Raw genomic sequence first — 25,998 nt, 5'->3', positions numbered from 1 at the left:
GGCCCGGGTCAGCCGAGCAGCTCGGCCAGCGCGCGGTCGGCGTCCAGGTGGCGGCCCTCCTGGTGCTCGGGCACGCAGCGGTAGCTGGCCGCCAGGAAGCGCCGCAGGTCCCCCGCCTCGAAGCGGAGCAGGGCGATCCCCTCGGGTGCCCGCAGCTCGACCATCGTGTGCGGACCGCGCGAGGGCCTGATGTGCACGTCGCCCAGCCCGGCGGGCAGGTCGAGCCCGGTGGCCAGCAGCTGCCGGGCGAAGACCCAGATCACCTCGTCCGCCGCGGATGGCGCCGCCACCTCGTCCAGCGAGTACTCGCCGGGGAACACCAGCCGGACCGCCAGCGGGTCGGCGGCCCGGTAGCGCAGGGTCATCTGCAGCTGGGTGGAGCAGTGGCTGGACAGGATCAGGGCGGCCTGGACGGACTGCTCGACTGCGGCGCTGCACATGGAGACTCCTCGGGTCGGGTGGTGCGCGTACGACAGGAGAGAGTGCGGGGGAGCGGGTTGATTACCCGGGTTCGCGGGGTGATCCCGGTCACGTGGCGTCCGTCGGTGTCGAGCCCTCGATGACGGCGCAGCCCGGTAGGCTAGGCGGGTTGTCCGATCGCCCATCCACCGCACACCCGGGCCGCTCCACCGCCCTGACCTGCGACGATCCCCCTCGGAGACCGTGAGTACTGCCGCCTCGTCCGCCATGTCGCCCCTGTTCTCAGACGCGCAGCCGACCGCGCAGCCGCAGGCCCGTCCGGCCGCGGCGGCCGGGCAGCACCACCTGTCGCCGGCCTTCCCCGGGCGTGCCCCCTGGGGCACCGCGGGCAAGCTGCGCGCCTGGCAGCAGGGGGCGCTGGACACGTACATCGAGAAGCAGCCCCGGGACTTCATGGCGGTCGCCACCCCGGGCGCCGGTAAGACCACGTTCGCCCTCACCCTGGCCTCCTACCTGCTGCACAACCACCTGGTGCAGCAGGTGACCGTGGTCGCGCCGACCGAGCACCTGAAGAAGCAGTGGGCCGAGGCCGCCGCGCGGATAGGCATCCGGCTGGATCCGGCCTACTCCTCGGGGCCGCTCTCGAAGGACTACCACGGCATCGTGGTCACCTACGCGGGCGTGGGCGTCAACCCGATGCTGCACCGCAACCGCACCGAGGCGCGCAAGACGCTGGTGATCATGGACGAGATCCATCATGCCGGCGACTCCAAGTCCTGGGGCGAGGCCTGCTTCGAGGCCTTCGAGCCGGCCACCCGCCGGCTGGCGCTGACCGGGACGCCGTTCCGCTCGGACACCAACCCGATCCCGTTCGTCCAGTACGAGGCGGACACCGACGGGCTGCGCAAGTCGGTGGCCGACTACACCTACGGCTACGGGCACGCGCTGGCCGACCACGTCGTGCGTCCGGTGATCTTCCTGTCGTACAGCGGCAACATGCGCTGGCGCACCAAGTCCGGCGACGAGCTGGAGGCCCGGCTCGGCGAGCCGATGACCAAGGACCTGATCGCCCAGGCCTGGCGCACCGCGCTCGCTCCGCAGGGCGAGTGGATCCCCAACGTGCTGCGGGCCGCGGACAAGCGGCTGACCGAGGTGCGCAAGGCGATCCCGGACGCGGGTGGTCTGGTGATCGCCACCGACCAGAACGCGGCCCGCGCCTACGCCAAGATGATCCGCGAGATCACCGGGCACAAGGCCACCCTGGTGCTCTCCGACGAGGCCGAGGCCTCCCAGCGGATCTCCGACTTCTCGGCGAACGACGACCGCTGGATGGTCGCGGTCCGGATGGTCTCCGAGGGTGTCGACGTGCCGCGGCTGGCGGTCGGCGTCTACGCCACCTCGATCTCCACCCCGCTCTTCTTCGCGCAGGCGGTCGGCCGCTTCGTGCGCGCCCGCAAGCGCGGCGAGACCGCCTCGGTCTTCCTGCCCTCGGTGCCGATGCTGCTCGGCTTCGCCAACGAGATGGAGCTGCAGCGCGACCACGTGCTGGACCGGCCCAAGAAGGAGAGCGAGGGCCTCTTCGACGAGGAGGACCGGCTACTGGCCGAGGCCGAGCGGGCCAACGACGGACCGGACGGCGCGGGTGGCGAGGAGCTCTCCTACGAGGCGCTCGGCTCCGACGCCGTCTTCGACCGGGTGCTCTACAACGCCATGGAATTCGGCATGCAGGCGCACCCGGGCAGCGAGGAGGAAGAGGAGTACCTCGGCATTCCCGGCCTGCTGGAACCCGACCAGGTGCACCTGCTGCTGCAGAAGCGCCAGAGCCGGCAGATCCAGCGCTCGAAGAGCAAGCCCGCCGACGAGGCCGACCTGCTCGAGCTGCCGGCCGAGCAGCGCCCGGTGGTGACCCATCAGGAGCTGCGCGACCTGCGCAAGGAGCTGAACGGGCTGGTCGCCGCCTGGCACCACCGCACCAACCAGCCGCACGGGACGATCCACAACGAGCTGCGCCGCCAGTGCGGCGGCCCGCTCACCGCGCAGGCCACGGCCAATCAGCTCAAGGCCCGGATCGCGATGGTCAGGAAGTGGGCGAACTGATGCCCCGCACGGTGCGATTCCGCTAACGATTCGCTGGGAGTCCACTGGGGAGATGCTGTGGAGGTGAGGGTGTCCGAAGTCCGAACCCAGGGCACCCGAACCATCGCCGTGCTCCGGTGAAATTGGTGGCATTGCCCCGATAGGTCCGAATCGGAAATATCGATCATGACCGAATTTTGGACAACCACTTCCGCAGCGGCGAATCAGTTATTACCTTTCCCCCACGCTCTCACGCAGGCACGACCGCCGACCGGAGCGCTCAGAGCCGCGTGTGCCGACGACGACGCAGCCGGCCTGGACCGCGTCCACCACCCCTGCGCGCGACACCACCGTCCCGTCCCGGCCCTCCGCCGAGGCTGCCGACCACCGCGGAAAGGAATGCGTGTCGTGACCGCAGAGACCTCCCAGACCCTCGACCGCGGCGTCAGGGTCCTCAAACTGCTGGCCGACTCCGAACGCGGCCTGACCGTGACCGAGCTGGCCGCCCGGCTCGCCGTCAACCGCACGGTGGTCTACCGGCTGCTGGCGACCCTGGAGCAGCACGGCCTGGTCAGACGTGACATCGGCGGCCGGGCCCGGGTGGGCCTGGGCGTGCTGCGGCTGGCCCACCGGGTGCACCCGCTGCTGCGCGAGGCCGCGCTGCCGGCGCTGCGCAGCCTGGCCGAGGACCTCGGCGCCACCGCCCACCTGACCCTGGTGGACGGCACCGAGGCGCTCGCCGTGGCCGTGGTGGAGCCCAGCTGGACCGACTTCCACGTGGCCTACCGCACCGGCCTGCGCCATCCGCTGGACGAGAGCGCCGCGGGCCGGGCGATCCTGGAGGCCCGCAAGTTCCCGGGCCAGCGCCGGCCCGAGCAGAGCTTCGTGATCACCCGGGCGGAGGAGCAGTCCGGCGCCAGCGGTGCGGCGGCCGCGCTGGTCGGGCTGAGCGGCATCGAGGGCAGCGTCGGCGTGGTGATGCTCAACGGGCTGGTGCCCGAGCGGGTCGGGCCGCGGGTGGTGGAGGCCGCCACCGAGGTGGCCGACGCGCTGCGCTGAGCGGACGGTGCGCCCCGGCCGCCGTGTGTTCGACGGGCCGTCGGGGAAATGAGGGGCGCCGGTGTGTTTGGATGCCCTACGTGCCTGCGCTCACCGCTGACCCGAAACCGTCCGGCCGTCCGACCATCCGGCTGCGGGCCGTGCTGCTCTGCGCCGTCGTGCTGGCCGGGTTCCTCGCGTTCTCGTTCCTGGCCCCGCTGCCGTTCACCAAGACCTGGCCCGGGGACACCGCCGACGCGCTGAACAGCTACCAGGGCCAGCAGGTGCTCACCATCACCGGCGCGCCGGTGCGCCGGACCAGCGGATCGCTGCGGGTCGTCACGATCAGCGCGACCGGACCGGGGGACTCGCTCACCCTGGAGCAGGCGGTCTCGGGCTGGCTGGACCCGGACGTCGCGGTGCTGCCGCGCCAGGCCGTCTACCCGCCGAGCAACCCGAGCGCGGCCACCCAGGAGATGACCCAGTCCCAGGACGACGCGACCATGGCCGCGCTCGACTACCTGCACCTGTCGCCGGACCAGGTCAAGGTCACCGTCGACCTGGGCCGCATCGGCGGCCCCAGCGGCGGGCAGATGCTGAGCCTGGCGATCATCGACAAGCTGGTCGGCAACGGCAAGGGCGGTGACCTGACCGGCGGGCGCAACATCGCCGGGACCGGCACCATCACGAGCGACGGCACGGTCGGCCCGGTCGGCGGGGTCCAGCTGAAGACCCACGCGGCGGCGCGCGACGGGGCGACCGTCTTCCTGGTGCCGCGCGGCGAGTGCTCGGACGCCAAGGTGAACCCGCCGGCCGGGCTGCGGCTGGTGCCGGTGAACACGCTGACCGACTCGCTGAACGCGCTCAACGCGCTGAACAGCGGCGGCCCGCTGCCCAGTTGCTGACACCGAGGGCGAGCGCTCAGTCGGACTCGGCGGCCTGCTGGGCGCCCTCCGCCGCGGCCTGGGCGACCAGCGGCAGCACCCGGTAGGGCACCGGGTTCTCCAGTGCGATGGCGGTGGAGGCCCGGACGATGCTGTCGAAGCCGACCACCCGGTCGATCACCCGCTGCAGATCGGCGTTGGAGCGCGCCACGATCCGGCAGAGCATGTCGCCCTGCCCGGTGATGGTGTGCAGCTCGAGCACCTCGGGGACGGCGGCCAGGTGCGCCCGGGCGTCCGCGCCCTGCCCCTGGGAGATCTCCAGGGTGGCGAAGGCCGTCACCGGGTACCCGAGCGCGGCCGGCTCCACCTCGGGACCGAAGCCGCCGATCACGCCGCGCGCCTGCAGCCGGTCGAGCCGTGCCTGCACCGTGCCGCGGGCCACCTGCAGGCGGCGCGAGCACTCCAGCACGCCGATCCGTGGCTCCTGGGCCAGCAGGGCGATCAGCCGGCCGTCCAGGGCGTCGATGGGAGAGTTCAGCACGATGGCCCTTTCGCTGGGCAACCTGTACAGGCGACGCACGAATTGTCCCGCCGAACGGCACAGCTTGACCAGAGCAAAATGGAACAGTTGCTTAATGCTGTGATCAGCGCCACGCTCCCTGCACAGCCCGTGGCGAAGCACCCCCATGCCGAACCCGGCTCACCCCCGCCCCACACCCTCGGGGCGCGTCGAGGTCCAACGCCCTACAGGGAGGCCGTCATGACCGATACCGCCGCTCAGTCCGTCCCCGCGCACGCGGGAGAGGTCGACCCCTTCCCGGTCCGGGGGATGGACGCGGTCGAGTTCGCCGTCGGCAACGCCAAGCAGGCCGCGCACTACTACTCCACCGCCTTCGGGATGCGCTGCGTGGCCTACCGTGGCCCCGAGACCGGCCACCGGGAGACCGCCAGCTACGTGCTGGAGTCCGGCAGCGCCCGGTTCGTCCTCACCTCCGTGATCAAGGCCACCACCGAGTACGGCAAGTTCCTGGAGCAGCACGTCGCCGAGCACGGCGACGGCGCGATCGACCTGGCGATCGAGGTGCCGGACGTGCGCGCCGCGTACGCCTACGCCACCGGGCACGGCGCCACCGGTGTGGTCGAGCCGCACGAGGTGAACGACGAGCACGGCACCGTGGTGCTGGCCGCGATCGCCACCTACGGCCAGACCCGGCACACCCTGGTCGACCGCTCGCGCTACTCGGGCCCGTACCTGCCCGGCTTCGTGACCCGCACGCCCATCGTCGAGCCGCTCAAGAAGCGCAACTTCCAGGCGATCGACCACTGCGTGGGCAACGTCGAGCTCGGCAAGATGAACGAGTGGGTCGCCTTCTACAACAACGTCATGGGCTTCACGAACATGAAGGAGTTCGTCGGCGACGACATCGCCACCGAGTACTCCGCGCTGATGTCCAAGGTGGTCGCGGACGGCACCCGCAAGGTGAAGTTCCCGCTCAACGAGCCGGCCATCGCCAAGAAGAAGTCGCAGATCGACGAGTACCTGGAGTTCTACAACGGCCCCGGGATGCAGCACATCGCGCTGGCCACCAACGACATCGTCCAGACGGTGCGCCAGATGCGGGCGGCCGGCGTGGAGTTCCTGGACACCCCGGACAGCTACTACGACACGCTCGGCGAGTGGGTCGGCGACACCCGGGTGCCGATCGACGAGCTGCGCGAGCTGAAGATCCTGGCCGACCGCGACGAGGACGGCTACCTGCTGCAGATCTTCACCAAGCCGGTGCAGGACCGGCCGACCGTCTTCTTCGAGATGATCGAGCGGCACGGCTCGATGGGCTTCGGGAAGGGCAACTTCAAGGCGCTCTTCGAGGCGATCGAGCGCGAGCAGGAGAAGCGCGGCAACCTCTGAGCCGTCCACTGCGCTGTGCGCACCCCGGGTCGCCGCCGACCCGGGGTGCGCGGCGTTGCGCGCGGCTCCCGACGGCCGACAGGGCGGTCAGCGGACCACGGTCTGCACGTCCGGGGCGTGGCCGTTCCAGGTGACGAAGACCGAGTTGGCGGCGTTGCCGCGGGAGAAGTCGATGCGCAGCCACTCGTCGCCGTTCCACAGCTGCATCTGCCAGCCCGGGTCGGGGACGGCGGAGACCAGCTCGGCGCTGTCCGGCCCGAGGTCCAGCGCCACCCGGCCGCCCGGCACCAGGTAGCTGTGCACCGTGCCGGTGGTGGCGCCCACGGTGCCCGCCGAGCCCTGGGTGCCCAGCGCGGCGCTCAGCGGGTCCTGCGCGTCGTCGTCCGGGGTGCCGCCCGGGCTGTCGTCGTCGGAACTGCCGGGCGTGGTCGCGCCGCTGCCGCTGGGGTTGGTGGTGCCGGTGGAGCTGGTGGTGCTTCTGGGGTCCGCCGCACCGCTGGGCGCGGGCCTGGTCGCGGGCGCCGGGGCGGTCACGGGTGCGGCCGTCGTCGGCGGCGTGGGCGTGGGTGCGCCGGCCGTGGGGCGCGGGGCGGGGGTGGCGGGCTCGGCGGGCGCGGCACGGGACCGGGAGGCGGCCGGCGGGTCGGTCGGCGCGGCGGACAGCGGGGTCGCCCCGGTCGGCGGTGCGGACGGCGCGGGTGCGGCGGCGGTGAGGCCGGCGGGCTGGTCGGGCGCGGCCACCGGCAGCGGCAGGGCGCTGGGCGCCTCGAAGGCGGAGTCGGACAGGACGGCATTGACGCCCAGCCAGGACAGCACCACCCCCGCTGTGGTGGCCACCGCCCAGGCGCCCGTCTGAACCAGTCCGCTTCGCATCGCCCGCCATCCTGCCGTATCCACCGGCCGGTGACGGCGGGGGCCCTTCGGCCCGGATCCCGGTGCCGGGCCCGGCACCGATGCCGTAGCGTGCAGGGCCATGGCAACAGTCCTGGTGGTCGAGGACGACCCGTTCGTCCGTTCGGCCCTGATCCGGCACCTGTCCGAGTGCGGGCACGCGGTGCGCAGCGTCGGCACCGCGCTCGAGGCGCTGCGCGAGGTCTCCCAGGTCGGCTGTGACCTGGTCATCCTCGACCTCGGCCTGCCCGACCTGGACGGCGGCGAGGCGCTGAAGATGATCCGCGGGCTGAGCAACGTGCCGGTGATCGTCTCCACGGCCCGCGACGACGAGGCGGAGATCGTCCGGCTGCTCAACGACGGCGCGGACGACTACCTGGTGAAGCCCTTCTCCGGTGAGCATCTGACGGCCCGGATGGCGGCCGTGCTGCGCCGGCTCGTCGGCGGCGCGGCCCCGGTCTCGCCGGTGCTGCGGGTCGGCGGTCTGGCGGTGGACGTGCAGCGGCGCGAGGCGGTGCTGGACGGCCAGGCGCTGGACCTGACCCGCCGTGAGTTCGACCTGCTGGCCTTCCTCGCGGCCCGGCCAGGTGTGGTGGTGCCGCGCCGCGAGATCCTGGCGGAGGTCTGGCGGCAGACCTACGGCGGCGACCAGACCATCGACGTGCACCTGTCCTGGCTGCGCCGCAAGCTCGGCGAGACCGCCTCCACGCCGCGCTACCTGCACACCGTGCGCGGCGTCGGGGTGCGGCTCGAGGCCCCGGCCCCGGCCCCGGCGGGCGCGGAGCACCAGCCGTGAGACCACGGGGCGGCACACCGGCGCCGGTCGCACCGGCGGGCGGTGCACGGCCGGCGGAGGGCGCCGCGGCCGGCGAGCGGCCCGCGCCCGCCAGCCAGTCGCTGCGCTGGGTGCTGGTCAAGGCGGCCGTGGCCGGGACGACGATGGTCGCGCTCGCCTTTCTGATCCCGCTCGGCCTGATGGTCCAGAAGACCGCCAGGGAGCGCGCCTTCACCGCCGCCGACCGCCAGGCCGCCGCGCTGGGCCCGGCGCTGGCGATCACCACCGACCAGGCGGCGCTGTCCCGCGCGGTGGCCAGCACCGACGCCGGCGCCCGGGGCTGCATCGCCGTCCACCTCCCGGCGGTCGGCTCCGGCCCCGCCCGCAGCGGCGCCGGCCAGACCATCGGCACCGGCCGGGCCCAGGCCGCGGAGATCGCCGCCGCGGCCGGCGGCCGGGTGCTCACCGTCGCGGTGCCCGGCGGCTACGCCCGCCTCCAGCCGGTCGCCGTGGACCCGGCCCGGGTCGCCGTGGTGGAGGTCTTCGTCGCCGACGCCGACCTGACCCGCGGCGTGCCCACCGCCTGGCTGGTGCTGTCGCTGGTCGCGCTCGGCCTGGTCGCGCTCGCCGTGCTGGTGGCCGACCGGATGGGCGCCCGGCTGGTCGGCGCGGCCCGCCGGCTGGCCGGTGCGGCCCGGGCGCTGGGCACCGGCGACCTCGCCGTGCGGCTGCCGGTGACCGGACCGCAGGCCGAGGGCAGCCCCGCCGAACTGCGCGAGGCGTCGGCCGCCTTCAACGCGATGGCCGACCGGGTGGTCCAGCTGCTGGCCGCCGAGCGCGAGCTGGCCGCCGACCTCTCACACCGGCTGCGCACCCCGCTGACCGTGCTGCGGCTGAACGCCGCCTCGCTCGGCGAGGGGGACGCCGCCGACGCGACCCGGCACGCGGTCGCCCAGCTGGAGCGCGAGGTCGACCAGATCATCCGCTCCACCCGCCGCGCCCCGGGCGAGCCCGCGCCCGTCGTGGTGGGCTGCGACGCGGCCGAGGTGATCCGCGAACGCGTCGGCTTCTGGTCGGCGCTGGCCGAGGACGAGGGCCGGCCCTGGCAGCTGCACGGCGCCGAGGTGCCCGCGCCGGTGCCGGTGGCGCGCGGCGACCTGGCCGCCGCGGTCGACGCCCTGCTCGGCAACGTCTTCCGGCACACCGCCGTCGGCACCGCCTTCGCGGTGGACGTGACGGCCGCCGAGCACGGCGTGATCGTGCTGGTCGGTGATGCCGGAGCGGGGTTCGACGATCCGTCGGCCGCGCTGCGACGCGGCGAGGGGGACGGCGGCGAGGGCTCCACGGGCCTCGGCCTGGACATCGTCCGCAAGCTCGCCGAGGCCAGCGGTGGACACCTGGCCCTGGGCCGCTCGGCCGCCCTGGGCGGTGCCGAGATCCAGCTGCGGCTGGGCGGCGAGCGGCCCGCCCCGGTCGCCCCCGCACGCCGGCTGGGCCGGGCCCGGCGGGCGGGACGGGGTGCGGTGCGGCGCGGGGCCTGAGGCAGCCGGAGCGGTCCGGTCACCGACCGCTCCGCAGGACGATCTTCACGGCCCGTAGCGGCCCGAACGAACCGGCGGTCGGGTGGTGGTCGTCCGGTATGGTCGATGGCTGGTCGACCGACCGGCGGGATGGAGCGGGCAGTGACAGCGGTGCAGCAGGACCAGGGGACCGCACAGGTCGCCCCCGGCCCCGTCCCCTCCGATGCCCCGGCCTGGCGCCGCCGGCTGGAGTCCCCGATACGCGCGGTACGCGAAGCACCGCGGCAGCAGATGCGCAAGGCCGCCCTGATCGCCCTGGGCTCGCTGCTCGCCTACGCCGTCGTCCGGCACTTCATCGGCACCTCGATGGTCGACATGATGGTCTACCGGGCCGAGGGCGGCGCCGTGGCCAACGGCCACGACCTCTACGCGCTGCGGGTCACCCAGTGGAACCTGCCCGCCACCTATCCGCCGTTCGCGGCGATGCTCTTCGTACCGACCACCTGGCTGCCGGTCCCGTTCCTGCGGGTGGCGGTCACGGTGGGGAACATCGGGCTGCTCGGGCTGGCCGCGCTGCTCTCGTTCCGGCTGGTGGGCTGGCCGCGCCGGGAGCTGCGGCCGGTCGGCGTGGTGCTGGTGGCCGGGCTCGGCGTCTGGCTGGAGCCGGTCTTCACCACGCTGCGCTACGGCCAGATCAACCTGATCCTGCTCTGCCTGGTGCTCTGGGACGTCACCACGCCCGACCACCGCAAGTGGAAGGGCATCGGCATCGGCATCGCGGCCGGCATGAAGCTCACCCCCGGGCTCTTCGCGGTCTACCTGCTGCTCACCGGACGCGTCCGGGCCGCCTTCACGGCCGGTGCGGCCTTCCTGGCCTCGTTCGCGATCGGGGCGGCGGTGCTGCCCGGCGCCACCTGGGGCTTCTGGACGAAGTATCTGTACGACTCCTCCCGGGTCGGCGTGGTCTACATCGTCGACAACCAGTCGCTGCGCGGCGTCACCGCCCGGTTCCTGCACCTGGCCGACCCCGGCATCGTCGCCACCCTGGCCGCCGGGCTGATCGCGGTGGCGGGCCTGGCCGTCGCCACCTGGACCTACCGCAGCTCCCGCTGGCTGCCGCGGGGCGAGGCCTGGGGGGTGTGCTGCGCCGCCGTCACCGCGCTGCTGATCTCGCCGATCAGCTGGACCCACCACTGGATCTGGTGCGTGCCGATCGTGATCCTGCTGGCCGCCGAGGCCGCTCACGAGCGCTCCAGGCCGCCGGCGGTCCGCCGTCGGCGCTGGCGGCTGATCCACCGCCTGACGGTGGTCGGGTTCTGCTCGTTCTCGATGTGGCTGGTGCCGCACAAGGGCATCACCAACCTGCAGATGAACATCTTCAAGCAGGTGCCGGCGGGGATGTACCCCCTGATCGGGCTCTGCTTCCTGCTGGTCGCCGCGCTGCGGGTGCGCTCCCGCCGCCGCGCGGCCGGCCAGCCGCTGCTGCCGCCCCTGGTTCCGGGACAGCGGGTGGGCAGTGCGGACGAGGGGACGAGGACGGACGTGGTGGGCGCGGCCGGTCAGCGCGCCCCCGCGGCGCGCTGACGTCCCCGGTCGGTCGGCGCCGGACCCGCGGCACCGTCGGCACGCGCTCAGGCCAGCAGCTCGGCGAGCGAGCTGTCCAGGTCCAGCACGTTCAGCTCACCGCCGGGCGGCACCAGCCGGTGCGCCCGCTCCAGCCAGGCGGCCACGGCCGGCAGCGGCGCCTCCAGCAGGGCGTCACCACCCGGTGAGGTGAGCGCGAGGCAGAGCACGCTCTGCCGCCCGCTGTGGGTGACCCCGGCCGCCGGGTGGGGCCGGGTCGGCCAGATCCGCACGTCGCCCTGGCCGCACGGGCGGAAGGTGCCCTCCACCAGCAGCTCCCGGGAGAACACCCAGGTCACCGGGGTGCCGGTGTCCAGGTGGAAGGTGATGTGCACCGCGTACGGGTCGTGGCTGCCGTACGAGAGCCGGGCCGGGACGGGGACGCTGCGCTCGGGGGAGAGCACCAGGTTGAGCTCGAGTTCCAACTCCACCACGCTCGGCCGGCTGTCCATGTCGCTGATCCTCTCGGTCGCGTCCGGGCCCGCGGTGGGCCCGGTACACCTGGAGAGAGCGCGGAGCGGCCCGGCTCTTACACGGGTTTTCGATCCGATTTCCGCAAGCTCTCCGAGGAGCGGGAGCGCGGCCCGGCCGCAGGGCGCGCAGCGTTCGGTGCGCGCTGGCAGCGCACGAGGGGGCGTGCTCGGCCGGGCAGGCAGACCACCGGGCCAGTCAAGCGGGTCGGGCTCCCGGCCGTGGTCCTTATCCGCAACTCTCCGCCGGAGCCGATCCGGAGGTACTACTCTTTGTGACTGCCCGGCGACGTGGCGTACCCCTCGCCGGTGGATCACAGGAGAGTAGATCTGCATGTCGGACCAGCCGTTGGTCGCCAGCGCGGACACCGCCGCGGTCCCCGCGCCCGGTTACTACCCGGACCCGTCGGTGCCGGGCTTCGTCCGCTACTGGAACGGCGGCACCTGGGTGCCCGGGACCAGCCGCCCCGCGCCCGCCGAGGGCGAGGTCCTGGCGGTGCCCGCGTTTGCGGCCCGGCCCGCGGTGCGCCCCAACGCGCGGTACATCCCGCCGCCGGCGGTGCCGGAGCGCGCGGTGCCGCAGCGGGCGGACGGCGGCGGGGGCGAGACCGGGCCGGTCTTCCTCGACCAGACCGGGGCCGGGGCGGTCTTCACCATGGCGCCGCCGGAGCCGGAGAGCGCGGCGGAGCTGCCGGAGCACAGCGGCTGGCAGGCGGACCCGCAGGCGCAGCGAGGGCTGCTGGAGACCGGGCGGGCGCCGCGGTGGGTCTCCTGGGGAGCGCTGGAGGAGGCGGCGCCCGCTGCCGAACCGGCGCCGGTGGCGGTACGGCGGGCCGAGCCGGTGGCGGCCGTGCCCGTGGCCGAGCCGGAGCCGGCCCGCGCGCCGGTTCCGGTGCCCGTCGCGGCGCCGGCCGTGCCGACGGTCCCGGCGGTGTCTGCGATGCCGGCGGTGCCTGCTGCGCCCGCGGCGGCCGTGGTGCGCCGGAAATCGGCGGAGCCGACGTCCAGTGCTGCGGTGCTCCCCGCTCGGGCGGCTCGGCCGCCTGCGCGCGTGACCGCGTCCGTGCCGGTGCCTGCTGCCGCACACGTTTCCGCGCCGGTGGTGACCGGCGGGGTCGGCCGGCGGCTGGCGGCCCGGCTGGTGGACGTGCTGATGCTGGGCGGCCTGGGCGCCGCGGTCGGGATCCCGCTGACCATGGCGACCCTGGCGGACGTGCAGCTGAAGCTCGACCGCGCCCGGACGGCCAGTCACCTGACCGGCCGCGAGGTGCAGGTCTGGCTGATCGACGGCAGCCTCATCGGCCGGGTGGCGCTGCTGCTCGGCACGCTGCTGCTGGGCGGCTTCCTCTTCGAGGTGCTGCCGACGGCCCGCACCGGCCGCACCTTCGGCAAGAGACTGCTCGGCCTACGGGTCGTCAGAGCCGAGGCGGGGCCGCAGGGGCGCGACGGTCGCGGTGGTCACGGTGGCCGCGGCGCCGATCGAACCCCGCCGCGGCCGCCGAGCCTGGGCCGGTCCTTCGTCCGCTGGCTGGTGGGCCAGCTGACGATGGTGACCGTGCTGGGCCCGCTCGTGCTGCTGGCGGACCGTCAGCGGCAGCGCAGCTGGGCCGATCGGGCGGCGCGGACGCGGGTCGTCAAGGCCTGACACCCAGGCGCCGATCATCAAAACGGGTCAAATATCCATAGAAGATACGATTTTCGGTGTTCTACTCTCCCTATGAGCACCTACGACCCTTCGAGCTCTGAGCCGGAAGGGGGCGGCAAGCCCTCCTTCGACAAGCAGCCGCCTTCGTCGAGCACGCCCGGGGAGACCCCGCCCAACGGCTCCCCGTACGACACCAACGCCTATGGCGCCGGCCCCTACACGGGCGGCCCGTTCGGGGGCGACCCGCACGGCGCCGGTCCGTACGACGGCGGCCCGCACGGCGGTGGGCCGGGGGGATCGCCCTACGGCGCCCCGGGCGCCGGGCAGCCCGCCGGCATGCCGCCGCTCGGCACCTGGCCGCACCGGATCCTGGCCCGGGTGATCGACTACGTGCTCATCCAGGTGATCGCGCTCGTGGTGGTGCTGCCCTTCACCGGCTTCGGCAACCGGGACGGCTGGACCGACGGGGTCTGGGTCTACTACGCCCTCTACCTGGTCTACGAGGGCGTGATGCTCTCCCGGGACGGCCAGACGCTCGGCAAGAAGGTGATGAACGTCCGCGTCGCGATGCTGGCCGACGGCAGCAGCCCGGTCAGCTCCGCCGCGTGGACCCGAGCGGCGGTCTACACGCTGCCGGCCGCGATCTGCTGCGGGATCTGGTGGCTGGTCGACGGCATGTTCGGGGTGTTCAACAAGCCCTACCGGCAGTGTCTGCACGACAAGGCGGCGAAGACGGTGGTGGTTTCCACCCGGTGAGGGTGGGTGCGGGCGGACCGCGCCGGCGGCAGCGCTAGCGTGGTCCGCGACGTCCGTACCGACTTCGGGGGAAACCGTGAGCGTGTCCGACCGCCCTGCCGACTGCCCTGCCGACGGCCGCGGCGTGCCCGGCTCGGGTGCCGAGGCGCCGGCCCGGGTGGACCTGGCGAGCTGGCCGCGCACCGAGGAGGCGGCGCTCGCCGAGCAGCGGCGGCTGCGCCCGCTGGTCGAACCGCAGGGGCCGGCTCCCGCCCCCGGCGCGCTGGTGGCCGGGGTGGACGTGGCGTACGACGACGAGCGGAACACCGTCGCCGCGGCAGCCGTGCTGCTCGACCTCGGCACCCTGGAGGTGGTCGAGGAGGCCACCGCCGTCGGCCCGATCGCCTTCCCGTACCTGCCGGGGCTGCTGGCCTTCCGCGAGGTCCCCGCCGTGGCCGACGCCCTGGCCGGGCTGCGGCAGCGGCCCGACCTGGTGGTCTGCGACGGCTACGGCCTGGCCCATCCGCGCCGGCTCGGGCTGGCCAGCCACCTCGGCGTGCTGACCGGACTGCCGACCCTGGGCGTCGCCAAGACGCCGTTCGGCTTCGAGCACCGGGACCCGGCACCCGAGCGCGGCGCCTGGTCCCCGTTGCTCGACCGGGACACCGGCGAGGAGGTGGGCCGTGCACTCCGTACCCGCGCAGGGGTGAAGCCGGTCTTCGTGTCGGTCGGTCACCGGATCGGGCTGACCGAGGCGGTCGCCGTCGCCCTCGCGCTGACGCCGCGTTACCGCCTGCCGGAGACCACCCGACAGGCCGATTCGCTGTGCCGCAGGACGCTGGCGGCGAGCCTGCCGGTCGACTCCTGACGGGACGCCGGGTGTTGCACGGCGGGGTTGGAGTTGAGTTGAATACTTGGGAAGCTGAGTCGGTTCGGGACTGACGCGAACACGACGGGCATGACGGGGTGAAACGGGGGAGGCACGAACCGTGGCCGACAAGGGGAGCAGCGGATCGGGTTCGACGGGCGGTGCCGGTTCGGGCTACCAGGTCGAGGTGGACAGCCTGCGCGCGTTCGCGGGCCAGGTCCGCGGCCTGCTGGCGGAGTTCCAGGCGAGCGCCGACGGGCCCACCACGCACGCCAGGACCGGCGTGGGCGGCACCTCCTTCGGCGAGTTCGCCGAGGCCAAGGCGCTGCACGACCAGTACGAGCTGATGCGTGACGGCCTGCGCGACGTGCTCAGCGCGTTGCACGAGGCGATCGACGACGCGCAGCGGAAGGCCGATCTGACCGCGACCAACTACGAGGAGCAGGAGCACCGGACGGCGCAGACGCTGAAGGTCTCCTCCGACGGCTGGTCGGTCAGCACCGCGACCCCTGCGCCGATCACCTACGGCGCGGGCGCCGCCGGGGTGGTGGCGGGCGCTGTCGCCGGGCGCTCGGCGGCGAAGCCCGCCGGCCGGACGGCGGTCAAGGACACGGCGGCGGAGGCACCGCAGGAGCCGCCGGCGGTGACGCCTGGGGAGGTGCCGGGGGAGGCGCCTGGAGCAGTGCCCGGGGCGGTGCCTGGCGCGGTGGCGCCGGGTGGCGGGGTGCCGGGTGCGGCGGGGAAGGGCAACTCCACGCGGCCCGGGGTGACGGACGAGAACGGTGACGGGGACAGCGGACCGGTGGAGCAGCCGACGTGGTGATGACAACCGTGCAGAGGACCGAGTGCAGGACCGACCGCGGGACCGACCGCGGGACCGGAGGCGTGCGATCGTGAGTGCCGATGTCACCGACTTCAACGGCTACAGCCACAGCGCGCTGCGGAAGATGGTCGAGGCCCTGAACTCGGGCGATGTGATGGCCGCCAGCGACCCCTGGCGGCGGGCGTCGGACACCCTCAAGAAGATCCGCACCGCCCTGGACACGGCCTCCGGCGACGCCACCTACAGCTGGCAGGGCAACACCAGCGACGCCTTCTACTCGAAGATGACGAAGCTGGCGACGAGCGTCAACAACGCGGCGGCGTACGCGAACGACGCGGCCAACACGTTGCAGATGATGTCCGAGGCGATCGACCAGGCCAAGCACGACATGCCCGAGGAGCCCGGCTTCTGGTCCCAGGTCGGCAACGCGATCTCCGACACCGCGCAGAACGCGGTCGGGATCCAGGACGACAGTACGCAGATCCCGATCAAGGATCAGAAGAAGTCGGAAGCGGTCGCGGTCATGCAGACCCTGGCCAACAAGTACCGGACGGCGACGCCGGTGCTGAAGCCGCCGCCTCCCATCTCAGGCCCCTCAGATGTGGACAATGTCCCGCCGCCGGACCCAACGGCGCAAGCTGCCCTAAGCGCCTTCGTGATGGGCGCTGGCCTCGGTGCCATCGGCGGTTACACCTCGGCCCCTGTGAACACCCAGGTGGTGGGCCGTGTTTCCGAGGTACCGGCTGCTCCGGCAGTCGCCCCGCCGCGTCCGTCGGCCTGCGCGCCCGTGGCGCCGACGGACGCCGGGATCAAGGGTGGCGTCGCCAATCCGGCGCCGAAGCCGTTGAAGTCGGTGGCGGTCGGCGCGGATGCGCCCGTCGCCGACCACAAGGCCGACTCGCATGCTGCCCGCCCGGCCTCCGGGCCGTCAGCTCCCGCGGCGCAGTCGAGCGTCACGGGCAACGGGACCGGTCTCGACGCCACTGCTGTCGCTGCGCCAAGGCCGCCCTCGGCCGCGCCCTCGGGCGGTCCGACCGGTCTGGTCGGAGGTGGGGGCGGCTCGGGCAGCATGCCGCCGATGGGCTTCGGTACCGGCGCCGGACGGATTCCGACGGTGGATCCCCGGCTCTCCGCCGGGGCCTTCAACGGTGAGGCGGAGTCGAACCGGCCTCCAGGTGCGGGCGGGTCGACGCCCGGCGAGGAGGGCGCAGAGGAATCGGCCGGCGGCTCCGGACGTCCCGGTGCGACGCGGCAGGGTCTCGGCCCGGCCGAGGAAGCGTCAGCAGCTGGTCGCAGCAGCGGCTTCGGGCGCGTCGGTGCTGCCCGGAGGGGTGGCGGCGGCGGGTCCGTGGTCGGCGAGGGCGAGGAGGCGATGGTCGGCCGGGCCGAGAGCGCGCAGCGCAAGGGCTTCACCGAGGGCGGCAGCGGCCTCGGCCTGCGCGGCCGGGCGGCGAGCGAGTCCGAGGCCGCCGCCGCGGAGCGGCCCCAACCGGGCCTGCTGCCGGGCGGGACGCAGGCGGCCCGCCGGAAGAAGCGGAAGGAAGGCAAGCGGGCCGACTACCTGGTCGAGGACGAGGAGACCTGGATGTCGGACAAGGGCGTCAACCCGGGCGTGGTGGAATGAGTCACCGTCTGAGGTGACAGCTTCGAGGAATGGGGTGACCGACAGTGGCGAGTCGTCGGCCGGTGCGGGGGATGGCCGTCCTCGCCGCGGGGGCGTTGGTGTGGGGGCTGGCGGCTGCGCCTGCCCTCGCGGACAGCACCAGGGATCAGCAGTGGCCGTTGCAGGCCTACCAGGCCGATACCAAGGTGTGGCCGATCAGCCAGGGTGACGGTGTGACCGTCGCGGTGATCGATACGGGAGTTGATCCTGACCACCAGGACCTGACCGGTCAGGTCCTAGATGGCGCGGACTTCTCTGGGGAACACAGCAATGGCAAGAAGGACGCAGTTGGACACGGCACCGGGATGGCCGGGCTGATCGCTGGGCACGGTCACGGCGCTGATTCTGGCGTTATGGGATTGGCGCCGAAGGCGAAGATACTGCCGATCAGGGTGCCGCTCGATGCAGATGGCAATGTCGCATCCGGGCAGCAGGTGAATTTCGCTGACGCCTTGCGCTACGCAGTTGACCATGGGGCGAAGGTTGTCAATATGTCCCTGTACGTGGGTGGCATGCGGACCGACACCGCAGCCAGGGCGGCCGTCAACTATGCAGTCAGCCGGGACGTTGTGCTGGTGGCGGCAACCGGGAACTTCGGGAACATCAGTGGTTCTCCAATCGACTACCCCGCTGCGTTTCCGGGCGTAGTTGCGGTCGGTGCCATTGACCGACAGGGAGCGGTCTGGGACCGCTCCAATCGAGGCCCGGAGATCAGCCTTGTTGCACCCGGTGTAGATATCACCAGTCCCGGCAGCAACTCCCCCACCGACTACCGCTATACCTCTGGCACCTCCGACGCCACCGCCTACGTCTCCGCCATCGCCGCCCTGGTGCGGTCCAAGTACCCCGCGCTCTCGGCCGGTCAGGTCATCCGGCGCATGATCACCAGTGCCGCCGCGCCCCCCGACCACAGCCAGGTGCCCAACGACCGCTACGGCTACGGGATCGCCTCGCCCTCCAAGGCGCTCGCCCCCAACCCGGCGGTGGACAACGGGCCGAAGGACAACCCGCTGCTGACCCGCGTCGAGTCGCAGGGGGCGCCGGACTCGTCCTCGCCGGCGCCGGTGCCGCAAGCAACCGGCGGCAGCCACGGCGGATCGACGCTCTGGCTCTACGGGGCCGGTGGCGGGGTGCTGGTGCTGATCGTGCTCGGCGTGACGTTCCTGATCCGCCGGGCCAACCGGCGCCCGGCCGCCGCCGCCCCGGCCGCCCCCAACGGCGTGCCGGCGCCGGGCGCCTACCCGCCCCCGTATCCGCCTCAGCAGCCCCATCAGGCGCCCTACCCGCCCCAGCACCACGACCCCAGGAGCTGACCCGCGTGCCTGCCGAAGCCGCCGCCACAGCCACCTGCTTCTCCTGCGCCAACACCGCGCTCCTGCCCGACCTGCCGCCGCGCGAGTCGGTGGCGCTGGACGAGCACTGGCGGGTGGCGCACGCGGTCGGGGTGGGGCTGCTCGGGTGGCTGGTGCTGGTCCCGCGGCGGCATGTGACCACCATCGCCGAGCTCACGGACGAGGAGGCGGCGGCGCTCGGGGGGTGGCAGGTGCGGCTGTCGCGGGCGCTGTCGGAGGTGACGGGGTGCGTGAAGACGTACCTCGCGCAGTTCTCCGAGGCACCGGGCTTCAGCCACCTGCACTTCCACCTGGTGCCGCGGCCGGCCGAGTTGGATCCGCAACTGCTCGGGCCCGGCGTCTTCACGCTGATCGACAACCCGGCGCACCCCGCGCCCGCGCCGGCGGCGGTGGATGCGTTCGCCCGGCGGCTGCGTGCCTGTCTCGACCGCAATCAGAGTTCTGGGGCGAGGCCCTGGGGATGACCGAGCTGGTCAAGCCGCCGGTGCCGGCGGCCCGGGGCGGCTGCTGGTTCCGGGGCGGCGGGCCGGAGGTGCACCTCGGCGTCGAGCAGGACTTCGTGCCCGCCCGCAAGGCGCACCCGGGCATCCTGGTGCACGGGCTGCGGGCGCTGGGCGAGCGGCTGGAGGCACACGGGCACCCGGTGCAGTGGGACGGCGAGTTCCCCGGGTACGACCGGTTCTACGCCTTCGACAAGGTGGGCAACCGGCTGGAGTTCCTGGAGCCGAAGCAGGGCTGACGGCGTTGGGCCACTCATCGGGCCGGCAGAGCTGGGGTCCCCCGTCACCGTGGCTGCCGGTCGCCCCTCGCGGGCTCGCGCAGTCTCGGTGCCATGGTCCGTGCTGGCTGCACGGGTGGTGCTGGTCGTGCGGTTGGTGCGGGTCGTGCGCGGGCCACGGTGTTCAGGCGACGAGTTCGCGGGCCTCCAGGTAGGTCCGCACCACCGCCATGCCGTACACCGGCTGGATCAGTTGCTGGCCTTTGAAGAAGGGCCGGGCGGGTGCGAACCCGGCCGCGACGAGCAACTCGCGGATCTCTGCTATCTCCGCCTCGCTGCGGGCCGTGAAGCGGACCTCCCAGCCCTTCTTGTACGTCGAGCCCCGCTCGCCGGCCCGGCGGGCGGGGTCGGGCTGCCGGACGTATCCGGGCAGCCGGCCCAGGCGCAGCTGCGCCGCGCTCAGACCTGATGTCTCGTCATATGGCATGCCCTGATGGTAGGCAATGCCTCTGCGGGACTTGTTCCGAGGGAGTGTTCCCGGGGCGTGGCCCGGGTCACACCGGCGCGCGGTGCCGCGCGCCGGCCCCGGCCGGTTCAGGCCGTCGCCGGGCTGTCCTGGGCGGCGAGCGGCGCGGCCGGGACGAGGTGCAGGGCGTCCTGGGCGGCCTTGGCCCGGGCGTTCTCCAGCGCGCGCAGCGCGGTCTGCTGGGTGAAGGCGAGCAGGCCGACCGTGATGGCGGCCATCACCACGCCGAAGACCAGGTGGGCGGCGGTGCTGGTGACCGTGACGCCGACGGCGTTGAGGACGAAGTGGCTGCCGAGCCGCAGCGCGAGCAGCCCGATGGCGACCTTGCGGGTCTCCTTGCCGCGCCAGAGCGCCTTGGCCAGCCGCAGGCGCTTGCGCATCATGGTCAGCGAGACGGCGATGTTGGCGACGACCAGCGCGCCGAGCACCGGGAGCAGGACCGGGTAGGCCTTGATCAGGTCGTAGGCGCAGGCGAAGACGGCCTCGAAGCCGAAGAACCAGACCGGGAGCTTGAGCTCCTCGATCGGCTCGGTGATGGCGGCGAGCCCCTTGGGTGCGGCGTCGGTCCCGGCCGGCTCGGCGGTCTTCGTGAACATGGCGGACTCCCCGTTTTCCGTCCGGCCTCGCGCTCTCCGCCCCGCCGGTGATCATGATTCTGCCGGGCGGCGGCCCATCGGGGCCAGTGCGAAAGGGTCACTCGTCCGTCATGACGGATGTCACGGTCCGGGCCCGAAATCGGGGTGTGGTTCAGGTCGTGATGCAATCTGCAAGTACTTTGCTCCTAATTACTCCGTTTGAGTGAGGGTATGGCGACTTTAGTGCTGGGCTGTCCCGATTTGACGACGGTTCAGTAACGGTGCGTCAGGTCGTGAATGCGGCGACCGGGTGACAGGGGAGGGTTGTCGCATGAGCTACCAGATCCCTTCCTCGGTCCCCTCGCTCGAAGAGCTGGCCCGCCGCCAGCAGAACGTGATCACGGCGAGTCAGCTGCGCGCCCGCGGCGTGCCGTCCCGGGTGGTCAGTGAGCACTGCCGGCGCGGCGGTCCCTGGCAGCGCCTGCTGCCCCGGGTCTACCTGCTGCAGACCGGTGCGCCGACCCCCGAGCAGCGGATGTGGGCCGCGCTGCTCTACGCGGCGCAGAACGGCCGCGAGACGGGCAGCCGGGAGGGCGCGGTGATCACCGGCGCCGCGGCCCTCGCGCTCTACGGGTTCACCGCGGTGCCCCGGCTCCCGGCGGTCACCGGCGTGCAGGTGCTGGTGCCCAGGCAGCGCCGGCTGCGGGACGCCGGTGACGTGCGGATCCAGCGCACCGCACGGGAGTTGGAGGCTCATGAGGTGCACGGGCTGGCCTGCGCGCCGGTGGCCAGGGCGGTGGCGGACGCGCTGCGCGAGTGGATCGACGGCGAGGCGGCGGCCGAGGCGGAGCGTGCCGAGCAGTGCGCCGCGGAGGCCTCAGGGACGGGTGCCGGCCAGCCCGCGAGCCAGTCCGTGAGCCAGTCCGTGAGCCCGGCGACCGGGCCGTCCGCCGGGCCGGCGGTGCGGCTGGAGCCGCGGGCGCTGCGCTCGGTGCTGCGCGAGGCGGTGGCCGGGACCGCCGCCGACGCGCAGCCGGGCTGCACCCTCGCCGAGCTGATCGCCGAACTGCGCGAGGCGCACCTGATCGAGGTCCCGCGGGTCCGGGCGGCGGTGGACGAACTGCTCGCCGCCGAGCGTGAGTCGGCGCTGCTGTCGGTGATCGAGCTGGCCGCCGCCGAGTTGCTGCCCGCTCCGCTGGTCGGCCCCGAGCTGCGGATGCGCGGCGGCACCTTCGTCGCGGTGCCGGACCTGTACTGGCCGCAGGCGGGGGTGGCGGTGGAGGTCGACTCCGAGCTGCGCTGCGTCAGCGAGGGCGAGCAGGCCTGGGTGCGGGCCGGTCAGCACCGGATGGAGTACCTGGGGGTCCGGGTGGTCTACCTCGACGCCGAGCGGCTGGCCGGCGAGCCGGCGGCGGTGGCGGAGCAGCTGCGGCAGACCTTCCTGGTGGGCGGGGCCGACCTCGTCGAACTGCTGCTGTCGGAGGGCTGAGCGGCACCCGCCGCCCAGCGCCTCACCCCAGGGCCGGGGCTCCGGTCAGCTCCACTCCGGCCTCGCGCAGCTGGTCGAGCGCGGCGGCCGTGGTCGCGGGCGCGACGCCCGCGGTCAGGTCGAGCAGCACCCGGGTGGCGAACCCCTCGCGCACGGCGTCCAGCGCCGTGGCCCGCACGCAGTGGTCGGTGGCAAGGCCGACCAGGTCCACCGCCGTCACGGAACGCTCGCGCAGCCAGTCCGCGAGCGAGCCGCCGTTCTCGTCGACGCCCTCGAACCCGCTGTACGCGGCCGCGTACGCGCCCTTGTCGAAGACCGCCTCGATCGCCCCGGAGGTCACCGAGGGCGCGAAGTTGGGGTGGAAGCCCACCCCCTCCGTCCCGGCCACGCAGTGCGGCGGCCAGCTGTCGACGAAGTCGGGGTCGGCGGAGAAGTGCGCCCCGGGGTCGTGGTGGTGGTCGCGGGTGGCCAGGATGTGGCTGTACTCGCTGCGGGCGGTGGCGATCAGCTCGGTGATCGCAGCCGCGACCTCGGCGCCGCCGGCGACGGGAAGACTGCCGCCCTCGCAGAAGTCGTTCTGCACATCGATGACGATCAGGGCCCGTTGCATGGCTGGTTCCTCGCAGGCGGTCGGTCGGGGTAGGGGAGTGGAGTGTGGCCACTCTAGGGAGTGGGGGTGGGGGGCGGAAGGGGCGGCACCGGCGGGATACCGCCCCTGGCGTCCGCCCGTCAGCCCAGCAGCAGCTCGGTGGTCAGCACCGGCTCGCCCTTGGAGAGCTGGGTGGCCGACAGCGGCAGCGCGGCCCGGGAGCGCAGGTGCCGCTCGCGTGCGGCGGTCAGCGGCTCGCGTCCCACCATCTCGCCGCCGCGCACCAGCGGGACCTGCAGCGCGTACGGTGCGAGCTGCTCCGGCAGCGCTCCGGTGCCCACCACCTCGGCCTCGGCCACGCCGTCCGCGTCCGGGCGCCTAGCGGCCCACTTGCGCCCGCCCACACTGGACTTGGCGCCCGCCGAGCGCTTGGCCACCGGCACCAGCGGCGCCTCGGGACCGGCCGAGGCGGCGCGGGCCACCAGCTTGTAGACCATGGCGCAGGTCGGGTGCCCGCTGCCGGTCACCAGGCTGGTGCCGACCCCGTAGCCGTCCACCGGGGCGGCGGCCAGGGCGGCGATGGCGTACTCGTCCAGGTCGGAGGTGACGATGATCCTGGTCCTGCGCGCGCCCAGCTCGTCCAGCTGGCGGCGGACCCGGTGGGCGAGCAGGGTCAGGTCGCCGGAGTCGATCCGTACCGCGCCCAGCTCGGGCCCGGCCACCTCGACGGCGGTGCGCACCGCCTCGGCCAGGTCGTAGGTGTCCACCAGCAGCGTGGTCCCGGTGCCCATCGAGTCGAGCTGCGCGGTGAACGCGTCCCGCTCGCTGTCGTGCAGCAGGGTGAAGGCGTGCGCGGCGGTGCCGGTGGTCGGGATGCCGTGGGCGAAGCCGGCCGCCAGGTCGGAGGTGGCGGCGAAACCGGCGATGTAGGCCGCGCGGGCGGCGGCCACGGCGGCGGCCTCGTGGGCCCGGCGGGCCCCCATCTCGATGCACGGCCGCTCCCCTGCGGCGGCCGTCATCCGGGAGGCCGCCGCCGCGACCGCCGAGTCGAAGTTGAGGATGGAGAGGATCACCGTCTCCAGGATCACCGCCTCGGCGAAGCTGCCCTCCACGGTGAGCAGCGGCGAGCCGGGGAAGTAGGCCTCGCCCTCCGGGTAGCCGTGGATGTCGCCGCTGAAGCGGTAGTCGGCCAGCCAGCTCAGCGTGGCCTCGTCCACCACGCGCTGGTCGGCCAGCCAGTCCAGCTGGGGGGTGGTGAAGCGGAAGTTCTCCACCGCGTCCAGCACCCGGCCGGTGCCGGCGAACACCCCGTAGCGGCGGCCGTCGGGCAGCCGGCGGGTGAAGACCTCGAAGACCGAGCGGCGGTGCGCGGTGCCGCTGCGCAGTGCGGCCTGCAGCATGGTCAGCTCGTAGCGGTCGGTGAGCAGCGCGGTCGAGCCGGCTGTCGGCGAGGTGGGCGCGGCGGACTGCGTCGCCGCGAATGCCTGGGCGTCCATGAGGATGATGCTACTACCACTTAGCGTCAGATTGACGATTTCCTGCCCGAGGGCCGGGTCGGAATCGCTCCGAGGTCCCCCGGATGGCAGCATGGGAGGTCAGACGAGCTGTACCGAAGCATGCCCGGATCCGGCTGGACCCGCTCCGGGCCCCGCGAGCCACCGATGAGGAGAGCCAGTCGTGAGTGTCGCGCCGGCCGAGATCGAACGCCCCGAGGCCGAGAGTCTCCCGGTGGCGGAGCCGGACACTCCGTGGGTGACCATCGTCCACAACGACCCGGTCAACCTGATGAGCTACGTCCTCTACGTCTTCCAGGCCTACTTCGGCTACCCGAAGGAGAAGGCGCGCAAGCTCATGATGGAGGTCCACACCCGGGGCCGCGCGGTGGTCTCCAGCGGTACCCGCGAGGAGATGGAGCGCGACGTGCAGGCCATGCACGGCTACGGCCTGTGGGCCACGCTGCAGCACGACTGACCCGCCGTCGGCCGGCGGGGCGCCGGCTGATCCAACGACACCTACGAGAACCGGACGGTTACCTGACGATGGCTGGGTTGTTCGAGCGGACCCGAGACGGCGGCGCCGCGATCGCCCTTGAAGAGGTGGAGGTCGCCATCCTCCGCTCGCTCGAGGTGCAGATGCTGGAGCTGATCGGTCCAGGCCCCGGCGAGGCGCCCGGTGCCGAGGCCGACCCGTTCGCCGCGCTCTTCGCCGACGGGCCCACCGAGGCGCCGGGCGATCCCGCGCTGGCCCGGCTCTTCCCCGACGCCTACGGCGAGCCCGGCAAGCCGGTGGACGCCGGGACCAAGGCGGCCGCCGGGGAGTTCCGCCGGTACACCGAGCTGGACCTGCGCGCCCGCAAGCGCGAGGACGCGCTGCTGGTGATCCGCTCGCTGGACACCGTCGGCCAGGGGGGCGGGGTGCTGCAGCCCAGCACCGAGGACTGCCCGCGCTGGCTGAGCGCGCTCAACGACCTGCGGCTGACCCTCGGGGTGCGCCTGGAGGTCACCGAGGAGGACGAGCAGGGGCTGTACAGCCTGCCCGACAGCGACGAGCGCAAGCCGCTGGTGATGGCCTACCTCTGGCTCGGCGCGATGCAGGAGTCGCTGCTGGAGGCGATGACGGGCTGAGCCCGTCCGGCGGGTCCCGGGCGAGCCCGGGGCCCCGGACGGCCGGGCCCTATCCTGGCCGCATGCTGACCATCACCCGAGAGCTGCACGACGCGATCGTCGCCCACGCCCGCGCCGACCACCCGGACGAGGCCTGCGGGGTCGTCGCGGGCCCGGCCGGCAGTGACCGCCCCGAGCGCTTCATCCCGATGCTGAACGCGGCCCGCTCGCCCACGTTCTACGAGTTCGACTCGGCCGACCTGTTCAAGCTGTACCGCGAGATGGACGACCGGGACGAGGAGCCGGTTGTGGTCTACCACTCGCACACGGCCACCGACGCCTACCCCTCGCGCACGGACGTCAGCTACGCCTCCGAGCCGAACGCGCACTACGTGCTGGTCTCCACGGCCGAGGGCACCGGTGCGGACGACCCGTTCCAGTTCCGCTCGTTCCGGATCGTCGAGGGCGTGATCACCGAGGAGGAGGTCACGGTCGTCGACGGCGCCGCCGCCTGACCGGGGCGCCGGGATCGCCCCCGGTGCAGGAGCGACGGGGCGGGCCGCGAGGGAATCTCACAGCGTGGTCGAAAAGCATCCAGTCTGCGAGACACTCATGTCGGAACCGGGGCGGGAATCTATACGATGAGCCCATGCGTTCCGTCGATGTGAGCACTCAGGCCCCGGGCACCCGCCTCGTGGCGCGCCTGCACATCGACCTGTGCCGGCACGCCGCGGCCATCTGTCCCGGCACCTGAACCGCGATCGCCCCGCCCGTACGGGGAGGCCGCGCAGCACGTCCCGTCGCAC

27 protein-coding genes and 1 pseudogene are annotated in these 25,998 nt (G+C 73.3%); 20 read left to right on the top strand and 8 right to left on the bottom strand.

The genetic code is table 11. The features are described from left to right. Positions 1-8: 8 nt before the first annotated feature. On the bottom strand, positions 9-440 hold the full coding sequence (locus OG500_RS14820; protein ID WP_329580566.1) for an SsgA family sporulation/cell division regulator: 432 nt from the start codon (positions 438-440) through the stop codon (positions 9-11). A gap of 247 nt (positions 441-687) precedes the next feature. On the opposite strand from OG500_RS14820, the gene OG500_RS14815 reads away from it, so the two are divergent. The 3 genes from OG500_RS14815 (at position 688) to OG500_RS14805 (ending at position 4,439) form a co-directional block, all read left to right on the top strand. Further along, entirely contained in the window at positions 688-2,517 is a 1,830-nt protein-coding gene (locus OG500_RS14815; protein ID WP_327067147.1) for a DEAD/DEAH box helicase, read from the top strand. Between the two features lie 387 nt (positions 2,518-2,904). Beyond that, a complete protein-coding gene (locus OG500_RS14810; protein ID WP_327067146.1) occupies positions 2,905-3,555 on the top strand; it encodes an IclR family transcriptional regulator in 651 nt (216 codons plus the stop codon). Between the two features lie 71 nt (positions 3,556-3,626). Further along, positions 3,627-4,439, top strand: coding sequence for a S16 family serine protease (locus tag OG500_RS14805; protein ID WP_327067145.1), 813 nt, complete (start codon positions 3,627-3,629; stop codon positions 4,437-4,439). 16 nt (positions 4,440-4,455) lie between these two features. On the opposite strand, the gene OG500_RS14800 is transcribed toward OG500_RS14805, so the two are convergent. After that, positions 4,456-4,959 carry an Lrp/AsnC family transcriptional regulator gene (locus tag OG500_RS14800; protein ID WP_327067144.1) on the bottom strand — a complete coding sequence of 168 codons (504 nt, stop codon included), beginning with the start codon at positions 4,957-4,959 and terminating at the stop codon, positions 4,456-4,458. Between the two features lie 219 nt (positions 4,960-5,178). On the opposite strand from OG500_RS14800, the gene hppD reads away from it, so the two are divergent. Continuing rightward, positions 5,179-6,327, top strand: coding sequence for a 4-hydroxyphenylpyruvate dioxygenase (hppD, locus tag OG500_RS14795; RefSeq protein WP_329580561.1), 1,149 nt, complete (start codon positions 5,179-5,181; stop codon positions 6,325-6,327). A gap of 87 nt (positions 6,328-6,414) precedes the next feature. On the opposite strand, the gene OG500_RS14790 is transcribed toward hppD, so the two are convergent. Continuing rightward, positions 6,415-7,200 carry a hypothetical protein gene (locus OG500_RS14790; RefSeq protein WP_329580558.1) on the bottom strand — a complete coding sequence of 262 codons (786 nt, stop codon included), beginning with the start codon at positions 7,198-7,200 and terminating at the stop codon, positions 6,415-6,417. Positions 7,201-7,300: 100 nt separating this feature from the next. Between OG500_RS14790 and OG500_RS14785 the strand changes: the two genes are divergently transcribed. The 3 genes from OG500_RS14785 (at position 7,301) to OG500_RS14775 (ending at position 11,097) form a co-directional block, all read left to right on the top strand. Continuing rightward, positions 7,301-8,014, top strand: coding sequence for a response regulator transcription factor (locus OG500_RS14785; protein ID WP_329580555.1), 714 nt, complete (start codon positions 7,301-7,303; stop codon positions 8,012-8,014). Between the two features lie 101 nt (positions 8,015-8,115). After that, positions 8,116-9,534: a HAMP domain-containing sensor histidine kinase gene (locus OG500_RS14780; protein WP_329587582.1), complete on the top strand. Its 1,419-nt coding sequence runs from the start codon at positions 8,116-8,118 to the stop codon at positions 9,532-9,534. Between the two features lie 141 nt (positions 9,535-9,675). After that, positions 9,676-11,097 (top strand): glycosyltransferase 87 family protein, encoded by a 1,422-nt coding sequence (locus tag OG500_RS14775; RefSeq protein WP_327067140.1) that lies wholly within the window; start codon positions 9,676-9,678, stop codon positions 11,095-11,097. A 47-nt stretch (positions 11,098-11,144) separates the two neighbouring features. Here the strand turns inward: OG500_RS14775 and OG500_RS14770 are convergent, their stop codons facing one another. Then, on the bottom strand, positions 11,145-11,588 hold the full coding sequence (locus tag OG500_RS14770) for an SsgA family sporulation/cell division regulator (RefSeq protein ID WP_327067139.1): 444 nt from the start codon (positions 11,586-11,588) through the stop codon (positions 11,145-11,147). Between the two features lie 352 nt (positions 11,589-11,940). Here OG500_RS14770 and OG500_RS14765 point away from each other — a divergent pair, with 352 nt between their 5' ends. From OG500_RS14765 to OG500_RS14730, 8 genes and pseudogenes are all read left to right on the top strand, one after another. Beyond that, positions 11,941-13,251, top strand: a complete 1,311-nt coding sequence (locus OG500_RS14765) for an RDD family protein (RefSeq protein ID WP_329580551.1) — start codon at positions 11,941-11,943, stop codon at positions 13,249-13,251. 72 nt (positions 13,252-13,323) lie between these two features. Continuing rightward, a complete protein-coding gene (locus OG500_RS14760) occupies positions 13,324-14,007 on the top strand; it encodes an RDD family protein (protein ID WP_327067137.1) in 684 nt (227 codons plus the stop codon). A 157-nt stretch (positions 14,008-14,164) separates the two neighbouring features. Next, complete coding sequence (locus OG500_RS14755) at positions 14,165-14,854, top strand: endonuclease V (protein WP_329587579.1); 690 nt, start codon at positions 14,165-14,167, stop codon at positions 14,852-14,854. Positions 14,855-14,975: 121 nt separating this feature from the next. Then, positions 14,976-15,677, top strand: a complete 702-nt coding sequence (locus OG500_RS14750; RefSeq protein ID WP_329580548.1) for a hypothetical protein — start codon at positions 14,976-14,978, stop codon at positions 15,675-15,677. Positions 15,678-15,747: 70 nt separating this feature from the next. Next, on the top strand, positions 15,748-17,301 hold the full coding sequence (locus tag OG500_RS14745; RefSeq protein ID WP_329580544.1) for a PPE domain-containing protein: 1,554 nt from the start codon (positions 15,748-15,750) through the stop codon (positions 17,299-17,301). A gap of 71 nt (positions 17,302-17,372) precedes the next feature. Beyond that, a complete protein-coding gene (gene mycP, locus OG500_RS14740) occupies positions 17,373-18,653 on the top strand; it encodes a type VII secretion-associated serine protease mycosin (RefSeq protein ID WP_329580542.1) in 1,281 nt (426 codons plus the stop codon). Positions 18,654-18,658: 5 nt separating this feature from the next. Beyond that, positions 18,659-19,156 (top strand): HIT family protein, encoded by a 498-nt coding sequence (locus OG500_RS14735; protein WP_329580539.1) that lies wholly within the window; start codon positions 18,659-18,661, stop codon positions 19,154-19,156. After that, a pseudogene (locus OG500_RS14730) lies at positions 19,132-19,431 on the top strand (glyoxalase); the annotation flags it as partial. The gene OG500_RS14735 and the pseudogene OG500_RS14730, both read left to right, overlap by 25 nt. A 163-nt stretch (positions 19,432-19,594) precedes the next feature. Here OG500_RS14730 and OG500_RS14725 read toward each other — a convergent pair. After that, the gene (locus OG500_RS14725; RefSeq protein WP_184937733.1) at positions 19,595-19,897 is read right to left on the bottom strand and encodes a hypothetical protein; all 303 of its coding nucleotides are present in this window, start codon (positions 19,895-19,897) and stop codon (positions 19,595-19,597) included. Positions 19,898-20,004: 107 nt separating this feature from the next. Continuing rightward, complete coding sequence (locus tag OG500_RS14720) at positions 20,005-20,532, bottom strand: hypothetical protein (RefSeq protein ID WP_329580532.1); 528 nt, start codon at positions 20,530-20,532, stop codon at positions 20,005-20,007. Between the two features lie 310 nt (positions 20,533-20,842). Between OG500_RS14720 and OG500_RS14715 the strand changes: the two genes are divergently transcribed. Beyond that, positions 20,843-22,000, top strand: coding sequence for a hypothetical protein (locus OG500_RS14715; protein ID WP_329580529.1), 1,158 nt, complete (start codon positions 20,843-20,845; stop codon positions 21,998-22,000). Between the two features lie 22 nt (positions 22,001-22,022). Here OG500_RS14715 and OG500_RS14710 read toward each other — a convergent pair whose 3' ends face one another. Together OG500_RS14710 and OG500_RS14705 are read right to left on the bottom strand one after the other, a co-directional pair. Further along, complete coding sequence (locus OG500_RS14710) at positions 22,023-22,610, bottom strand: isochorismatase family protein (RefSeq protein WP_327067130.1); 588 nt, start codon at positions 22,608-22,610, stop codon at positions 22,023-22,025. A 119-nt stretch (positions 22,611-22,729) separates the two neighbouring features. Further along, positions 22,730-24,085 carry a nicotinate phosphoribosyltransferase gene (locus OG500_RS14705; RefSeq protein WP_327067129.1) on the bottom strand — a complete coding sequence of 452 codons (1,356 nt, stop codon included), beginning with the start codon at positions 24,083-24,085 and terminating at the stop codon, positions 22,730-22,732. Between the two features lie 181 nt (positions 24,086-24,266). On the opposite strand from OG500_RS14705, the gene clpS reads away from it, so the two are divergent. The 4 genes from clpS (at position 24,267) to OG500_RS14685 (ending at position 25,946) form a co-directional block, all read left to right on the top strand. Next, complete coding sequence (clpS, locus tag OG500_RS14700) at positions 24,267-24,560, top strand: ATP-dependent Clp protease adapter ClpS (RefSeq protein ID WP_327067128.1); 294 nt, start codon at positions 24,267-24,269, stop codon at positions 24,558-24,560. Positions 24,561-24,628: 68 nt separating this feature from the next. Next, on the top strand, positions 24,629-25,213 hold the full coding sequence (locus OG500_RS14695; protein ID WP_327067127.1) for a DUF2017 domain-containing protein: 585 nt from the start codon (positions 24,629-24,631) through the stop codon (positions 25,211-25,213). 62 nt (positions 25,214-25,275) lie between these two features. After that, positions 25,276-25,707: a M67 family metallopeptidase gene (locus OG500_RS14690; RefSeq protein WP_329580525.1), complete on the top strand. Its 432-nt coding sequence runs from the start codon at positions 25,276-25,278 to the stop codon at positions 25,705-25,707. Positions 25,708-25,841: 134 nt separating this feature from the next. Then, positions 25,842-25,946, top strand: coding sequence for a putative leader peptide (locus tag OG500_RS14685; protein WP_327067125.1), 105 nt, complete (start codon positions 25,842-25,844; stop codon positions 25,944-25,946). The last annotated feature ends 52 nt before the right edge of the window (positions 25,947-25,998 follow it).

This window comes from Kitasatospora sp. NBC_01250, from assembly GCF_036226465.1.
Taxonomy (GTDB): domain Bacteria; phylum Actinomycetota; class Actinomycetes; order Streptomycetales; family Streptomycetaceae; genus Kitasatospora.
The sequence above is the reverse complement of the archived record's forward strand: the minus strand, read 5'-3'. Positions and strand labels throughout refer to the sequence as shown.

Bases quoted from the DNA above. Each gene is read 5' to 3' on its own strand.
- OG500_RS14695 (WP_327067127.1), top strand. From the start codon at position 24,629: ATGGCTGGGTTGTTCGAGCGGACCCGAGACGGCGGCGCCGCGATCGCC.
- OG500_RS14690 (WP_329580525.1), top strand. From the start codon at position 25,276: ATGCTGACCATCACCCGAGAGCTGCACGACGCGATCGTCGCCCACGCC.
- OG500_RS14765 (WP_329580551.1), top strand. From the start codon at position 11,941: ATGTCGGACCAGCCGTTGGTCGCCAGCGCGGACACCGCCGCGGTCCCC.
- OG500_RS14685 (WP_327067125.1), top strand. From the start codon at position 25,842: ATGCGTTCCGTCGATGTGAGCACTCAGGCCCCGGGCACCCGCCTCGTG.
- OG500_RS14715 (WP_329580529.1), top strand. From the start codon at position 20,843: ATGAGCTACCAGATCCCTTCCTCGGTCCCCTCGCTCGAAGAGCTGGCC.
- OG500_RS14705 (WP_327067129.1), bottom strand. From the start codon at position 24,085: ATGGACGCCCAGGCATTCGCGGCGACGCAGTCCGCCGCGCCCACCTCG.
- OG500_RS14805 (WP_327067145.1), top strand. From the start codon at position 3,627: ATGCCCTACGTGCCTGCGCTCACCGCTGACCCGAAACCGTCCGGCCGT.
- mycP (WP_329580542.1), top strand. From the start codon at position 17,373: ATGGCCGTCCTCGCCGCGGGGGCGTTGGTGTGGGGGCTGGCGGCTGCG.
- OG500_RS14815 (WP_327067147.1), top strand. From the start codon at position 688: ATGTCGCCCCTGTTCTCAGACGCGCAGCCGACCGCGCAGCCGCAGGCC.
- OG500_RS14785 (WP_329580555.1), top strand. From the start codon at position 7,301: ATGGCAACAGTCCTGGTGGTCGAGGACGACCCGTTCGTCCGTTCGGCC.
- OG500_RS14770 (WP_327067139.1), bottom strand. From the start codon at position 11,588: ATGGACAGCCGGCCGAGCGTGGTGGAGTTGGAACTCGAGCTCAACCTG.
- OG500_RS14710 (WP_327067130.1), bottom strand. From the start codon at position 22,610: ATGCAACGGGCCCTGATCGTCATCGATGTGCAGAACGACTTCTGCGAG.
- hppD (WP_329580561.1), top strand. From the start codon at position 5,179: ATGACCGATACCGCCGCTCAGTCCGTCCCCGCGCACGCGGGAGAGGTC.
- OG500_RS14720 (WP_329580532.1), bottom strand. From the start codon at position 20,532: ATGTTCACGAAGACCGCCGAGCCGGCCGGGACCGACGCCGCACCCAAG.
- OG500_RS14725 (WP_184937733.1), bottom strand. From the start codon at position 19,897: ATGCCATATGACGAGACATCAGGTCTGAGCGCGGCGCAGCTGCGCCTG.
- OG500_RS14820 (WP_329580566.1), bottom strand. From the start codon at position 440: ATGTGCAGCGCCGCAGTCGAGCAGTCCGTCCAGGCCGCCCTGATCCTG.
- OG500_RS14790 (WP_329580558.1), bottom strand. From the start codon at position 7,200: ATGCGAAGCGGACTGGTTCAGACGGGCGCCTGGGCGGTGGCCACCACA.
- OG500_RS14760 (WP_327067137.1), top strand. From the start codon at position 13,324: ATGAGCACCTACGACCCTTCGAGCTCTGAGCCGGAAGGGGGCGGCAAG.